The organism is Ahrensia sp. R2A130, assembly GCF_000179775.1.
Lineage (GTDB): Bacteria > Pseudomonadota > Alphaproteobacteria > Rhizobiales > Rhizobiaceae > Pseudahrensia.
Map to the genome: position 1 here is coordinate 162,366 of NZ_AEEB01000005.1, position 14,002 is coordinate 176,367.

The 14,002-nt window shown below is 59.8% G+C and carries 13 protein-coding genes; 10 read left to right on the forward strand and 3 right to left on the reverse strand.

The window, feature by feature from the left end:
* The 4 genes from dapF to R2A130_RS07085 all read left to right on the forward strand — a co-directional run bounded on the left by dapF (position 1) and on the right by R2A130_RS07085 (position 6,482).
* Positions 1–867 carry a diaminopimelate epimerase gene (gene dapF, locus R2A130_RS07070; RefSeq protein ID WP_009464335.1) on the forward strand — a complete coding sequence of 289 codons (867 nt, stop codon included), beginning with the start codon at positions 1–3 and terminating at the stop codon, positions 865–867.
* On the forward strand, positions 864–2,168 hold the full coding sequence (gene mtaB / locus R2A130_RS07075; protein ID WP_009464336.1) for a tRNA (N(6)-L-threonylcarbamoyladenosine(37)-C(2))-methylthiotransferase MtaB: 1,305 nt from the start codon (positions 864–866) through the stop codon (positions 2,166–2,168). The genes dapF and mtaB overlap by 4 nt, the downstream gene beginning before the upstream one ends.
* 45 nt (positions 2,169–2,213) lie before the next feature.
* A complete protein-coding gene (ftsY, locus tag R2A130_RS07080; RefSeq protein ID WP_009464337.1) occupies positions 2,214–3,971 on the forward strand; it encodes a signal recognition particle-docking protein FtsY in 1,758 nt (585 codons plus the stop codon).
* Positions 3,972–4,046: 75 nt separating this feature from the next.
* Positions 4,047–6,482 carry an FAD-dependent oxidoreductase gene (locus tag R2A130_RS07085; protein ID WP_009464338.1) on the forward strand — a complete coding sequence of 812 codons (2,436 nt, stop codon included), beginning with the start codon at positions 4,047–4,049 and terminating at the stop codon, positions 6,480–6,482.
* Here R2A130_RS07085 and R2A130_RS07090 read toward each other — a convergent pair.
* Positions 6,479–6,700, reverse strand: a complete 222-nt coding sequence (locus R2A130_RS07090; RefSeq protein WP_009464339.1) for a hypothetical protein — start codon at positions 6,698–6,700, stop codon at positions 6,479–6,481. The two genes, R2A130_RS07085 and R2A130_RS07090, sit on opposite strands and share 4 nt — an antisense overlap.
* Entirely contained in the window at positions 6,697–7,350 is a 654-nt protein-coding gene (locus R2A130_RS07095) for a tetratricopeptide repeat protein (protein WP_009464340.1), read from the reverse strand. The genes R2A130_RS07090 and R2A130_RS07095 overlap by 4 nt, the downstream gene beginning before the upstream one ends.
* An 87-nt stretch (positions 7,351–7,437) precedes the next feature.
* Between R2A130_RS07095 and ccmA the strand changes: the two genes are divergently transcribed.
* From ccmA to R2A130_RS07115, 5 genes are read left to right on the forward strand one after another with little or no spacing between them, the layout of a single operon-like run.
* On the forward strand, positions 7,438–8,046 hold the full coding sequence (gene ccmA, locus R2A130_RS07100) for a heme ABC exporter ATP-binding protein CcmA (RefSeq protein WP_009464341.1): 609 nt from the start codon (positions 7,438–7,440) through the stop codon (positions 8,044–8,046).
* A complete protein-coding gene (gene ccmB / locus R2A130_RS07105; RefSeq protein ID WP_009464342.1) occupies positions 8,043–8,702 on the forward strand; it encodes a heme exporter protein CcmB in 660 nt (219 codons plus the stop codon). Before ccmA ends, ccmB begins: the two co-directional genes overlap by 4 nt.
* A gap of 47 nt (positions 8,703–8,749) precedes the next feature.
* On the forward strand, positions 8,750–9,523 hold the full coding sequence (gene ccmC, locus R2A130_RS07110) for a heme ABC transporter permease CcmC (protein ID WP_009464343.1): 774 nt from the start codon (positions 8,750–8,752) through the stop codon (positions 9,521–9,523).
* 3 nt (positions 9,524–9,526) lie between these two features.
* Positions 9,527–9,703, forward strand: coding sequence for a heme exporter protein CcmD (gene ccmD / locus R2A130_RS18030; protein ID WP_009464344.1), 177 nt, complete (start codon positions 9,527–9,529; stop codon positions 9,701–9,703).
* Positions 9,703–10,293: a DsbE family thiol:disulfide interchange protein gene (locus R2A130_RS07115; RefSeq protein WP_009464345.1), complete on the forward strand. Its 591-nt coding sequence runs from the start codon at positions 9,703–9,705 to the stop codon at positions 10,291–10,293. Before ccmD ends, R2A130_RS07115 begins: the two co-directional genes overlap by 1 nt.
* Here R2A130_RS07115 and R2A130_RS07120 read toward each other — a convergent pair.
* Complete coding sequence (locus tag R2A130_RS07120; RefSeq protein WP_009464346.1) at positions 10,290–10,916, reverse strand: septation protein A; 627 nt, start codon at positions 10,914–10,916, stop codon at positions 10,290–10,292. The genes R2A130_RS07115 and R2A130_RS07120 overlap by 4 nt on opposite strands.
* A gap of 110 nt (positions 10,917–11,026) precedes the next feature.
* On the opposite strand from R2A130_RS07120, the gene acnA reads away from it, so the two are divergent.
* Positions 11,027–13,813: an aconitate hydratase AcnA gene (gene acnA, locus R2A130_RS07125; RefSeq protein WP_009464347.1), complete on the forward strand. Its 2,787-nt coding sequence runs from the start codon at positions 11,027–11,029 to the stop codon at positions 13,811–13,813.
* The last annotated feature ends 189 nt before the right edge of the window (positions 13,814–14,002 follow it).

Sequence of the window (14,002 nt, forward strand, 5' to 3'; positions counted from 1 at the left end):
ATGAACACGCCCGTCTCCTTTTCAAAAATGAACGGCATCGGTAACCGCATCGTGGTGGCCGATCTGCGGGGGCGTGCGGATGTGGTGACGGAGGAGGCCGCGCGGGCGCTGGGGCATGATCCCGATACCGGTTTCGACCAGCTGATGGCGATCCATGACGCCGGCGATGAAAACCGTGACGCGACCATCCGCATCTACAACACAGACGGCTCACGTGCAGGCGCTTGCGGCAACGGCACCCGCTGCGTGGTGGACTGGCTGCATCAACGCGGCGGCGGCAATGATTTTCGTTTCGCCGTGGACGGGCAACCATTGTCGGCCAAACGTCTGGAAGACGGACGCATATCGGTGAACATGGGCGTTCCGCGTTTCGACTGGACGCAAATCCCGCTGTCGGAAGAATTCGCCGACACATCCGGCATCGAGTTGGAAGTCGGCCCGCTGGGCGCACCGCTTTTGCACACCCCAGCGGTCGCCAATATCGGCAATCCGCACTGCGTGTTCTTTGCCGAAAACGACCCCGATACCTACGCGCTCGACAAGTTCGGCCCCATGCTGGAACATCACATGCTGTTCCCCGACCGCGCCAACATTTCCATCGCGCAGGTAACGTCACCCACCACCATGAAGTTGCGAACATGGGAACGCGGTGCAGGTCTCACGTTGGCCTGTGGTTCTGCCGCCTGCGCTGCCGTGGTGTGCGCCGTGCGCCGCGAATTGACGGAGCGTCACGTCACAGTCTCGCTCCCCGGCGGTGATCTCGATATCGAATGGCGCGACGACAATTTCATCATCATGACAGGCACCGCCACCCACGAATTCGACGGCACCTTCGACCCTGCAACCGGAGGGTGGGAGCGGGCATGATTGATAAGAAAGATGGACTGGACGTCGTCAATTTCGGCTGCCGCCTTAACACATACGAAGCTGCCGTCATGGAACGTGAAGCGCGTGCTGCAGGCCTTGCAGAACTCGACGGCGGAGCAGTTGTCATCAACACCTGCGCGGTGACGCAATCCGCCGTGGCAGACGCCCGCCACGCCATACGCAAAGCGCGGCGCGAACGGCCCGATGCCCGCATCATCGTATCCGGCTGCGCGGCGCAAACGGAAGCAGCGACTTTCGAGCAGATGGACGAAGTGGATCTCGTTCTCGGCAACGAGGAAAAGCTGCACGCCAACTCCTACCGCGCTCTACCGGATTTCGGCGTGAACCAGTTCGAAAAGGTGCGTGTCGCCGATATTTTCGATGTGCAGGAAGCCGCCTCCCACATGGTGGACGCCATCGACGGGCGCAGCCGCGCTTTCGTGCAGGTGCAGAACGGCTGCGACCACCGCTGCACATTTTGCATCATCCCCTACGGCCGCGGAAATTCACGCTCCGTCCCCGCCGGTGGCGTGGTCGAGCAAGTGAAGCGCCTCGTGGGCAACGGCTATAAAGAAGCCGTGCTCACCGGCGTCGATCTCACCTCATGGGGCTGTGATCTGCCGGGCGCGCCAAAGCTCGGACGATTGGTGCAGGCGATATTGAAACAAGTGCCGGACCTCACCCGTCTGCGGCTGTCTTCGATCGACTCCATCGAGGTGGATGAGCCGTTGATGGAGGCGCTCGGCTCCGAGCAACGGTTGATGCCGCACCTGCATCTTTCGCTGCAATCCGGCGACGACATGATTTTGAAGCGCATGAAACGCCGCCACCTGCGCGACGACACAATTCGTTTTTGTGAAGATGTGCGCGCGGTGCGCCCCGACGTGATGTTCGGGGCCGATATCATCGCGGGCTTCCCCACAGAGACGGATGCGATGTTCGACAACTCCATGCGTATTGTTGATGAGGCCGGCCTGACTCATCTCCACGTCTTCCCCTACAGCCCCCGCACCGGCACGCCTGCTGCTAAAATGCCACCGGTGGATGGTGCGACGATCAAACGCCGCGCAAAGGCGCTGCGCGAAAAAGGCAGCGAGCGCATGAACGCCTATCTCGCCAGCCGCGTCGGCACGACGGCGCAGGTCCTGATGGAAACCGGTAGCATTGGCCGCACGGAACAATTCACGCCGGTTTCGGTTGATGGTGGCGAGGCGCTGGACGCTGGCACCTTGCTTGATCTTCAACTGACAGGCCACGATGGTACTCGTCTTTCCGGCACACCGCTTCGCGCAGCCGCGTGAACCACTTCTCGACAGGATACCCCAGATGAACGAGGCAAAAGCCTGATGGCCGAGAAGAAAGAAGGCCTGTTCAAAAAACTGTTTCGCTTTGGCCGCAAGAAAGAAGAAACACCCGTCGCACCACCCGAACTGGAAGTGCGCGAAGATGATGTGACCGAAAACACCGCGCTCGCCGAACCCGGCGCGCCGGACCCTTCCGTCCATATGGAAGCCGCCGCCAACCCGATTGCCGATGCGGAAGCCGGTGCAGGCGCAAGCGATGATACGCCGGGCATCGTGCCACTGGACGACGTGCCTCCCCCACCGCCTGCTGAAGAAATCGATACCGTCGCCATCGCGGAAAAGGCCGCAAGCGAAGCTGAGGCACGTCGTGCAGAAGCAGATGAATTGGCAGCCAAAGCCGAAGCAGAACTCGCTGCGTTGCCAGAGCCAGAGCCAGAGCCAGAGCCAGAGCCAGAGCCAGAGCCAGAGCCAGAGCCAGAGCCAGAGCCAGAGCCAGAGCCAGAGCCAGAGCCAGAGCCAGAGCCAGAGCCAGAGCCAGAGCCAGAGCCAGAGCCAGAGCCAGAGCCAGAGCCAGAGCCAGAGCCAGAGCCAGAGAAACCTGTCGCGCCCGCGGCCGATGTCGAGGCGGGACCTGCAAAGTCCACCACTTTCGACGGCGTATTCGATGCGCCGGGCGAGACCAACGTGGACTTTCACGAAGACACGCCCGCGCCGCTTTCTGATATGTCGGAGCCGCCTCTGACGGAAACCGAGGCAGAGGAACACGAGTTCCATCTGCCCGATGAAGACCCCGAAGAACCACTGCCCATGCCGGTGGTTTACGAGCGCGAAGATGAGCAGCCCGAACCGGAGCCGGAGTCCGAACAAGACAGTACATGGTTCGCGCGTATGCGGTCGGGCCTGTCACGCTCGTCCAACCAACTCACCAGCAACGTCGCCGCCGTCTTCACCAAGAAGAAACTGGATGAGGAGACCCTCGAGCAACTCGAAGATGTGCTGTTGCAAGCTGACCTCGGTGTGGAAACCGCCGTCGCCATCACCGATGCGCTGGCCGATCAACGCATGGGCAAGGACATCACCGATCTTGAAGTGCGCGAGTTCATGGCAGCGGAAATCGAGAAAACCCTCGACCCTGTTGCCGCCGAATTGGAGCTCGATCTCGAACACACGCCCCACGTCATTCTTGTGGTCGGCGTCAATGGTTCGGGCAAGACCACGACCATCGGCAAGCTGTCGCAAAAACTCTACGACGCAGGTTTTTCGACCCTGCTTGTCGCTGGCGATACGTTCCGCGCAGCTGCTATTGAGCAGCTGAAAATATGGGGTGACCGTACGCAGTCCCCCGTTGCCTTCCGTGACCTTGGCGCAGACAGCGCGGGCCTTGCCTATGACGCCTACGCCAAAGCCTTGGACGAAGGCCAGGACGTGATGTTGATGGACACCGCCGGTCGGTTGCAAAACAAGACCGAGCTGATGGACGAGCTTCGCAAAATCATCCGCGTGTTGAAGAAGCAAGACCCAACCGCCCCCCACACAGTCTTGCTGACGCTAGACGCCACCACCGGTCAGAACGCGCTAAGCCAAGTCGAAATCTTCAAAGAAGTCGCGGGCGTGAACGGCCTTGTGATGACCAAGCTCGACGGCACCGCGCGCGGCGGTATCATGGTCTCACTCGCCGCCAAGCATAAGCTGCCCGTCTATTTCATCGGCGTTGGCGAACAGGTGGACGATCTGGAGCCCTTCGAGGCCCGAGATTTCGCCCGCTCAATCGCAGGGCTGGAGCCTGAACCGCGCGACTAATTTTGAAATTGCAAAATTGACGCGGGTAAAGGATACGTCATCCAGTGAGCATCTGCTCAAAAACGGGGGCTGACCATGAAATCACGCACGAAAGCTGTAGTCATCGGCGGCGGTATCGCCGGTTGTTCGACGCTCTATCATCTCACACAGGAAGGCTGGACAGATGTGGTTCTGGTGGAGCGTGACGAGCTGACCTCCGGCACCACCTGGCACTCCGCCGCGCAGGTGACGAATTTCGGCATGAACCAGACCATGGTCGGCCTGAAGAGCCACTCCATCGCGCTGTATAAAGAGTTGTCCGAAGACCCCGATTACCCCATCAACTACCACCACGCCGATGGCGGCATTCGCCTCGCCAACAAAGAAGAGCAGATGCAGGGCTATCGCCACTTCGCCTCAATGGCGCGTGGCATGGATGTCCATTTCGAGGTGTTGGATGCGGAAGAATGTGCCCGTCGCCATCCGTTAATTTCCACCGACAATCTTATCGGCGGATTGTGGGACCCTTCCGACGGCGACATCGATCCGGCACAGCTTTGTCAGGCGCTGGCCCGCCGCGCCCGCAAGGCCGGTGCCGAAGTCTATCGCCACACACCGGTGACGGGTCTGACCCAGCACAAGGACGACACCTGGACGGTCCACACCACCAAGGGCGATATCGATTGCGACGTGGTGGTGAATGCGGGCGGCTACCGCGTAAATGAAGTGGGCGCGATGATGGGTGTGCACCACCCCGTCGCCTCCATGGAACACCAGTATTTCCTCACAGAGGAGATCCCGGAAATCCGTGATGCCGACAAGCGCATGCCGCTGCTGCGTTGCCCGATCTCCGACTACTATTGCCGGCAGGAAAAGAACGGATTGCTGCTCGGTTTCTATGAACAAGACTGCCGCACCTGGGGCATGGACGGCATCGACCCTGCCTTCACCAACGCGCTCTGCCCGGACGATCTCGACCGCGTGACGGATGTGTTGGAGGGTGCCTTCGAACGCATGCCTGCGCTGATGGAAGCGGGCATCCACACGGTCATCAACGGCCCGATCACCTACACCATCGACGGCGCGCCGCTGGTCGGCCCCATCCCCGGCAAGCGCAACGCATTCTGCATCATCGGCCTGCGCGCAGGGTTGGGTGAAGGCGGCGGCCACGGCTGGTTGCTGGCTCAACAGATCGTCCATGGCGAAGCGCAGTACGACACGTGGTGCATCGACCCGCGTCGCTTCGGCGACCACACGAATGTCGAGATCACCGCACTAAAAGCCATTGAAGATTACCAGAACGAATTCCGCTTCCATTACCCCCACGAACACCGCCCCGCCGGTCGCCACGCCAAGACGACTGCGCTGACGCCTGTTTGGGAACAAATGGGCGCAGAGTTCACCGTGGTCGATGGTTGGGAGCGCGTGGATTACATCAAACCCTCACCCGACTTTCACCCCAGCCACAGCTTCCATTTCGATGAAGCTTTCGACGTGGTTGCCGCTGAAGTGAACAACGTCGCCACCAACGTCGGCATCGCAGAGGTGAACGGTTTCAACCGCATCGAGATTACCGGCGCAGACCGTCACACGTTCCTCGATCGCATGATGTGCGGAGCGGTGACCAAGCGTGATGGCCGCGTGGGGCTGGGCTATCTGCTGAACCATCACGGCATGGTGAAAGCGGAAGCCACCATCGCCAATCTAGCCGCAAGCGACCGTGGCCCTGAACGAGTCTGGTATGGCTCCGCTGCCGCCTCCACCCGCCACGACATGGACTGGCTACGCCTCAACCTGCGTGACGACAAAGACGTGCAGCTTCGTAGCCTCACGAACGACCATACCATTCTCGTCATCGCCGGCCCTAACGCCCGCAAGGTGCTCTCCGCCTGCGCCCGTGGTGATTGGTCGAAAGATGCGTTCCCTTGGCTGTCGGTGCGGGAGTGCTTCATCGGCTACGCGCCCGCCGTCGTCATGGGTGTAAGCTTCTCCGGCGAGTTGGCCTACGAAATTCATATTCCCAACGCATCGCTCTATGCGGCATGGAAAGCATTGCAGGCAGCGGGCGAGCCCTTCGGCATGAAACCATTCGGCGCCCGCGCGGTGGATTCCATGCGAATGGAAAAAGGCTTCCTGCACTGGAAAGCCGATCTGCTGACGGAATTCGATCCATTCGAGACGAGCCTCGACAGGTTCATTCGCCCCGACAAAGGCGATTTCATCGGACGCGATGCACTGCACGAGCAGATGAAGAACGGACTGCGCAAGAAGCTGGTCTCAATGGAAGTCGACTGCACCCATGCCCCTGCGCACGGTGGTGCATCGGTGATGGCGGATGGGAAAATCGTCGGCACAGTCACCTCGGGCGACTGGGGCCACCGCACAGGCAAGAACCTCGCTTACGCATTTATCGACCCAAGCCATTCCGGCATCGGCACGAAACTGACCATGGATTTGTTGGGCGATGAGATTGCGGCAACAGTTATAGAAGCCGGACCATACGACCCAAGCTACGAACGCATGCGCGCCTAATAGTCCAGCGCGGCAATTCTGGGCAACCCACCATAAAGCCGGTCGGCCTTGCGCTGTTTCCGGCTTTCCAATTCGGCTTCGATTTCCGACAACAGACGTTGGCTGCTGGCGCGGTTGCGCCCACGCGAAACAGCACGGCGTGCTCTTGCCCGGTTGGCCAACAATTCGCGGAACGTGAGATGCGAAAGGCTGCTGGTGATGGCAAGCGGCTCACTCATGACAGACCAGCTCTCGCAGCATCGTCTTTTGCAAGAGCCGCACCAGCTGCTTCCAACTCTTCCGCCGACATAACATCGGATACCTTGGCACATTCCGCTTCCGCACCCGGATGCCCCATGCGTTTCGCGCGACGAAACCAGATCAAGGCCTTGGTGAAATCGACCGGCACGTCGTGGCCACCGGCATGGACCATGCCAAGATTGAAAGCGGCCAGCTTCTCGCCCAATCCTGCCGCGCGTTCCCACATGGCATAACCCGCCCGCACATCGCGTTCTCCACCTTCGCCCCGCGCCAGCAGAATGCCGAGGTTCAGTAGCGCGGTGGGCTCATCCTGCTTGGCAGCTTCCGCATAAAAGTGCCGCGCATAGACCAGATCAACATCACCGCCCCGACCCGTATGCAGCAAAAAGCCGAGATTGAACTGGGCATGCGCCAAGCCCGCTTGTGCGGCTTTGCCATACAGTTTGCGCGCGGTCGTGTAATCTTGCGCCACATGCTGGCCATGCTCGTAGAGCGCACCGAGCTGATTGGCCGCCACCGCGCTGCCTGCCATCGCCGCTTCCTGCAGCAAAGGAATGGCAACCTTGAAACGGTTATCGGCAAGGGCAGCCATAGCGTCTTTGGTGATTCGGTCTGCGTCTTTTTCCATACCTTCGTTTAGCGGTTGAGGGGGTGGGTTTGGCAAATCAAAACAAGCACGATTGCAGTGCGGCAACGGCCCGCATAGGAAGGTGCCATGCAGATTTCCGCTCACGATATCGCCGTCGCCCGTGGCGAAGACACCATCATAGATGACCTGTCATTTGTCGTATCCACCGGCGAAGCGTTGGTGGTGACCGGTGAGAACGGAGCAGGAAAATCCACACTGTTGCGGGCCATTGCGGGTTTCCTGCCGTTACAGTCCGGAACGCTGCAGATCACCGACCCCGATCCAGATTTCGCGGACACCCCTTTGCGTGAGTTGTGCCACCACCTCGGCCCGGACAACGCCATGAAGCCCGCGCAAACCGTGGAGCAGAACCTGACCTTCTGGCAGAATTTTTGCGGCAACCCGCATCTCGATATCATCGAAGCGTTGGAGTTCGTAGGCTTGGATGGTTTGCAGGACGTACCCTTCGGCCACCTGTCCACCGGCCAGCGCCGCCGCATCGCCATCGCGCGGTTACTGGTGAGCTTTCGTCCCGTCTGGCTGCTGGATGAACCAACCTCGGGCCTGGACGCACAATCACAAGGCCAATTCGCAGCACTCATGCGCGTGCATCTCGAAGACGATGGCATCATCATCGCAGCCACCCACATGCCGCTTGGGTTGGACAACACCACCGAACTGAAACTCACCCCATGATCGCGCTGCTTAAACGCGATCTGTCACTTTCACTCGGCCAAGGCGGAAATGGCGCAACGGTGCTGCTTTTCTACCTCGCCGTGGTCGTCGCAATGCCGTTTGCCATCGGGCCGGACAAGCAATTGCTGTCCACGGTGGGCGGCGCGACCCTGTGGATCGGCGCACTGCTCGCCAGCCTGCTCGGTCTCGACCGGATGTTCCGTGACGATGCCGAGGACGGTTCGCTCGATCAGATGTTGCTCGCCCCCGTACCACTGGCCGCGCAAGTGTTTGCCAAGGCACTGGCGCATTGGCTGACGACGGGCCTACCGGTCACGCTGGCTGCTCCCGTATTTGCACTGTTCCTTTCTATGGAAACCGACGCATGGCTCGCCTCGATGGCAACATTGGCTGTGGGAACACCTGCTCTTTCCTTCATCGGCGCAGCGGGCGCGGCGCTAACGGTGACGTTAGCGCGCGGCGGTTTGCTGCTCGCCGTTCTGGTTTTGCCGCTTTGCCTGCCCGTTCTCATCTTCGGCGTCGGCGCGGTGCGGGCAGCTGTGACGGAACCGGATCCGTTCCTACCACCGTTCTTACTGGTGGCCGCTCTCTCGCTTTTCTTCGCCGCAATCGGCCCACTCGCAGCCGCCTACACGCTGCGACAAACCGAACTGTGATCGACGATCATGTTGATTAAGGCAGACGAGGTTTCTAGGACACGGCCATGAGCGTTTCGACAGATACATCCACAGCCCCCCAACGACGTCCCGGTCTTGCGGCATTGGCGAACCCGACGCGGTTCCTCGCCTTCACGAAGATCGTGCTGCCGTGGCTTGCGGCTGTGACAGTGATAGCGTTGGCAGTCGGACTTTATATGTCCTTCAACGTGCCGGACGATTACCAGCAGGGCCGGACGGTCCGCATCATGTTCGTACACGTGCCTTCCGTCTGGATGGCGATGGCCGCTTATATGACCATGGTCTCCGGCGCGCTCGGCGTGTTGGTCTGGCGGCATCCCCTGGCAGACGTGGCTGCGCGGGCGGCTGCCCCCATCGGCGCGACATTCACATTTCTCGGCCTCGCCACCGGCTCCATCTGGGGTCGCCCCATGTGGGGCACCTGGTGGGAATGGGACGCGCGGCTAACCTCGTTTCTCATCCTGCTCATCATCTATCTCGGCCTCATCGCCCTGTGGAACGCCATCGAGGAGCCCGCCCGTTCGGCCCGCATAGCGGCGGTGGCAATCCTCATCGGCGCGATCAATATCCCGATCATCCGCTTTTCGGTAGAATGGTTCACGACGCTGCATCAGGGGCCGAGCGTCATCCGCGAAGGTGGCCCATCGCTGGCACCGCAATTCCTCTATCCGCTGCTGACCATGGGCTTCGCATTTCTGCTGTTGTTCCTGATGCTACACCTGTGGGCCATGCGAAACGAAATCATGCGCCGCCAAATCAGAACGCTGCAGCGCAAAGCAGCCCGTTCCGCGAGAGGTTAGATTATGATCGAAGCACTCTTCGGCGCAAAGTATTTTGGCTTTATCGCGGGCGCTTATGGCGTCGTAATACTGGCACTCGTGCTGCTGACCATGTCAATCTGGCTAACCTCCCGCCGCCGCCGCGCGCAATTGGCGAAACTGGAAGAGGCCGGTCTGCGCCGCGCTTCGAAGGCTGCCTGATGCCCAATCCAAAAATTGACAAACAAGCCACCAAACGCACCCGTCTCTGGATGATGATCCCGCTCGCCATCTTCGGCGGTCTGGTGGGCATATTCGCCGTGCAGCTTTTGTCGGGTCGTGACTCCGGCGAACTTCCATCGGCACTCATCGGTAAAACAGCGCCCAGCTTCGATCTGCCCGCACTGCCCGGTTTGATGAATGACGGTCAGCCCGTGCCAGCCCTCGCCTCCACTGACCTACCAGGTGATCTGCGGTTGGTGAATATCTTTGCAAGCTGGTGCGCGCCCTGCCGTGCCGAACACCCGGTGCTCATGGCACTGGCCGAGCGCTACGAGGTCGATATCGTCGGCATCAACTACAAAGACAAAGACCCCAACGCGCTCAAATTCCTGAACGAGCTGGGCAACCCCTACAGCCGCGTCGGCACCGACCAGCCGGGTCGCACGGCAATTGAATGGGGTTTCTACGGAATACCGGAAACATTTCTGGTCGATGCCAAAGGCGTGGTCCGCCACAAAATCGTCGGCCCAATCGACGCGAAGAAATTTGAACTGCTTCAGGCGAAGATTACGGAGTTGAAGGGGAACTAGCCTTCCTCCTTCTCCTCCGTCGAATGCTTCATCAGCATCGGCGTTTGGCTCAGCACGAAGAGGAATGTCAGGCCGGTCATTCCCCAGAATTTGAAGCCGACCCAAAAACCTTCGGAAAAATTGCGCCAGACTATTTCGTTCACCACAGCGAGGAACAGAAAGAAAAAGCCCCAGCGCTTGGTCAGGATCATCCAACCTTCATCGTCGATGGCAAAGGCCATGCCCATTACGGTTTTCAAGAAGCTCTTGCCGAAAGCCAGCCCCACCAGCAGCACCACGCCGAACAGCGTGTTGATGATAGTCGGCTTCATCTTGATGAATGTGTCGTCGGCAAACCACAACGTCAGCCCGCCGAAGATTGTCACCACCACCAGCGTAACGATGGGCATCGCAGGAACGGATTTCGTCAGCCACAACGATCCGGCAATGGATAGAGCCGTCGCCACCATAATGACGGCGGTTGCCAGCATGATGGGCTGTTCGAAGATTCCGGTGAGCCCGAACCATTCGACAAATCGTGCGCCCTGCGTGTAGGCGATGACGAAACACGCCACCGGCCCAAGCTCGAGCAACATTTTGAGGGCGGGTGAAACCTTGGTGTCTTCAGTTTCCTGAATTGGCATGTCGACCTTTCGGAAGAAGTTGTTCGTGGGCGAACCGCCCGTAAAGTCGATATGGACGCTTGGGGCGGCAATATCTATACCAAGGGCAACCGGCAAAGGAGCCCGCACACATGACCGCATCTCTAGACAGCTTTTCCGCGAAAAAGACCCTCGACGTCAACGGCAAGCCCTACACCTATTTTAGCCTCATCGAAGCCGAAAAGAACGGCCTCAAAGGCATTTCGAAACTGCCCTACTCGCTGAAGGTGCTGTTGGAAAACCTGTTGCGCTTCGAAGATGGCCGCTCGGTCACGAAAGCAGACATCGAAGCTGTTGCCGCCTGGATCGACAACAAAGGTTCCGCTGGAACCGAGATCGCCTACCGCCCGGCCCGCGTATTGATGCAGGACTTCACCGGCGTTCCCGCCGTGGTTGACCTCGCCGCCATGCGCGATGCGACCCACAATCTCGGCGGCAACACCGACGCCATCAACCCGCAGGTGCCGGTCGATCTCGTGATCGACCACTCGGTGATGGTGGATTATTTCGGCGGCGAGAACGCATTCGAGAAAAACGTCGAGCGCGAATACGAGCGCAACGGCGAACGCTACACCTTCCTAAAATGGGGCCAGCAAGCGTTCAAAAACTTTCGCGTGGTTCCTCCGGGAACCGGCATCTGCCACCAAGTTAACCTCGAATATCTCGCCCAGACCGTCTGGACCCGTGAGGAAACTGACGGTTCCACACTAGCCTACCCTGACACGCTGGTGGGAACCGATTCCCACACCACCATGGTCAACGGCCTGTCCGTGCTCGGTTGGGGTGTTGGCGGCATCGAAGCGGAAGCGGCCATGCTCGGCCAGCCCGTTACCATGCTCATCCCCGAAGTCATAGGCTTCCGTCTCGAAGGCCAGATGGCAGAAGGCATCACAGCGACCGACCTCGTTCTGGTCATCGTGCAGATGCTTCGTGAAAAAGGTGTTGTCGGTAAATTCGTCGAATTCTTCGGCCCAGGTCTCGACCACCTGACGCTGGAAGATCAGGCGACTATCGCCAACATGGCACCGGAATACGGCGCGACTTGCGGCTTTTTCCCTGTCGACAAAGACACCGTGAACTACCTGAAATCCACCGGCCGCGATGCCGACCGCGTGGCCTTGGCCGAACAGTATTCCAAGGCGCAGGGCATGTGGCGCGACACATCGAGCGAAGACCCTGTCTTCACCGACACACTGACGCTTGATCTGAAAACCGTCGTCCCATCCATCTCCGGCCCCAAACGTCCGCAGGACCGTGTGGCGCTGGACGTGGCGCCGGAAAGTTTTGCAAAGGCCATCATCGACATTCGTGGTGGCGAAGACCGCCGTCAGGCACCCGCCAAGGACCGTGCAGAAGGCCGCTGGATCGCCGAAGGCGGTGCACAGGTGAATGAAGATCCGATGCCAGCAGGCACGATGGGCTACCCCGTCGAAGGTCAGAACTTCCATCTTGGCGATGGCGACGTTGTCGTTGCTGCCATCACGTCGTGCACCAACACGTCGAACCCATCCGTGCTGATCGCTGCAGGCCTCGTTGCCCGCAACGCCCGCGCAAAGGGTCTGACCGTGAAGCCATGGGTAAAAACCTCGCTCGCCCCCGGTTCGCAAGTTGTCACAGACTATCTCGACAAGGCCGGTCTTTCCGAAGAGCTGGATGCCATGGGCTTCAACCTCGTCGGCTACGGCTGCACCACCTGCATCGGTAACTCCGGCCCGTTGGCCGAAGAAATCTCGGAAGCCATCCACAAGAACGATCTGGTCGCCACATCGGTGCTGTCGGGCAACCGCAACTTCGAAGGGCGTATCTCACCGGACGTGCGGGCAAACTACCTCGCCTCGCCACCATTGGTCGTCGCCTACGCGATTGCAGGCACGATGCACGTGAATGTCGCCAAGGATTCGCTCGGCAAAGACCAAGACGGCAACGATGTGTTCTTGAAAGACATCTGGCCATCTTCTGCCGAAATTTCTGAAATCATGCGTGAAGTCGTGACCGAAGAAATGTTCCGCAGCCGCTACGGCGACGTCTTCAAGGGCGATGAAAAATGGCGCGGCATCAATGCCGGTGAAGGCGACACATACGGTTGGGAATCCTCTTCCACCTACGTGCAGAACCCGCCTTACTTCGACGGCATGTCGATGGAGCCGGAAGCGATCGAGGATATCGAAGGCGCCCGCGTGCTTTCGCTGTTCCACGATTCCATCACCACCGACCACATCTCCCCCGCCGGTGCCATCAAGGGCGAAAGCCCCGCTGGTGATTATCTGCGCGGCCATCAGGTGCGTCCGGTGGAGTTCAACTCCTACGGTGCCCGCCGCGGCAACCATGACGTGATGATGCGTGGCACCTTCGCCAACATCCGCATCCGCAACCAGATGCTGGACAATGTAGAAGGCGGCTATTCCGTCCACTACCCGTCCGGCGAACAGGGCGCGATGTACGATGTGGCCATGCGTTATGCAGACGAGAACGTGCCGCTGGTGATCTTCGCCGGCAAGGAATACGGCTCCGGCTCTTCCCGCGACTGGGCAGCCAAAGGCACCCGCCTGCTGGGCGTGCGCGCCGTGATCGTGGAAAGCTTCGAGCGCATCCACCGTTCCAACCTCGTTGGCATGGGCGTGTTGCCGCTGGTCTTCACCAATGGCGACACATGGGAAGGTCTCGGCCTGACGGGCAAAGAGAAGGTCACCATTCGTGGCCTTGACGATCTGTCGCCGCGCCAGACCATGAAAGCCGATATCGAAATGGCGGACGGTTCGACCAAAACCATCGAACTGCTGTCGCGCATCGATACCGAGGACGAGTTGGATTACTTCCGCAACGGCGGCATTCTCCACTACGTGCTGCGCAACCTGAACCGCGAAGCCAAAGCTGCATAGCGGCAGAACAATCAAAGCTGCGTAACAGCCGCGCTTCATACCTGAATACAAACCCCCGCGATGGTCTGCCGTCGCGGGGTTTTTCGTTTCACGGCCTCGTTCACCGCGCTTCCCGCGAAAGTGAGTTGCGTGTGACAGCCCTGTTCGGCCATTTTGAAGTGGAAGAAGCCGCAACCGTTCGTCTGCAGT

Coding starts and splice junctions, on each gene's coding strand:
- dapF (WP_009464335.1), top strand. CDS start 1: ATGAACACGCCCGTCTCCTTTTCAAAAATGAACGGCATCGGTAACCGC.
- mtaB (WP_009464336.1), top strand. CDS start 864: ATGATTGATAAGAAAGATGGACTGGACGTCGTCAATTTCGGCTGCCGC.
- ftsY (WP_009464337.1), top strand. CDS start 2,214: ATGGCCGAGAAGAAAGAAGGCCTGTTCAAAAAACTGTTTCGCTTTGGC.
- R2A130_RS07085 (WP_009464338.1), top strand. CDS start 4,047: ATGAAATCACGCACGAAAGCTGTAGTCATCGGCGGCGGTATCGCCGGT.
- R2A130_RS07090 (WP_009464339.1), bottom strand. CDS start 6,700: ATGAGTGAGCCGCTTGCCATCACCAGCAGCCTTTCGCATCTCACGTTC.
- R2A130_RS07095 (WP_009464340.1), bottom strand. CDS start 7,350: ATGGAAAAAGACGCAGACCGAATCACCAAAGACGCTATGGCTGCCCTT.
- ccmA (WP_009464341.1), top strand. CDS start 7,438: ATGCAGATTTCCGCTCACGATATCGCCGTCGCCCGTGGCGAAGACACC.
- ccmB (WP_009464342.1), top strand. CDS start 8,043: ATGATCGCGCTGCTTAAACGCGATCTGTCACTTTCACTCGGCCAAGGC.
- ccmC (WP_009464343.1), top strand. CDS start 8,750: ATGAGCGTTTCGACAGATACATCCACAGCCCCCCAACGACGTCCCGGT.
- ccmD (WP_009464344.1), top strand. CDS start 9,527: ATGATCGAAGCACTCTTCGGCGCAAAGTATTTTGGCTTTATCGCGGGC.
- R2A130_RS07115 (WP_009464345.1), top strand. CDS start 9,703: ATGCCCAATCCAAAAATTGACAAACAAGCCACCAAACGCACCCGTCTC.
- R2A130_RS07120 (WP_009464346.1), bottom strand. CDS start 10,916: ATGCCAATTCAGGAAACTGAAGACACCAAGGTTTCACCCGCCCTCAAA.
- acnA (WP_009464347.1), top strand. CDS start 11,027: ATGACCGCATCTCTAGACAGCTTTTCCGCGAAAAAGACCCTCGACGTC.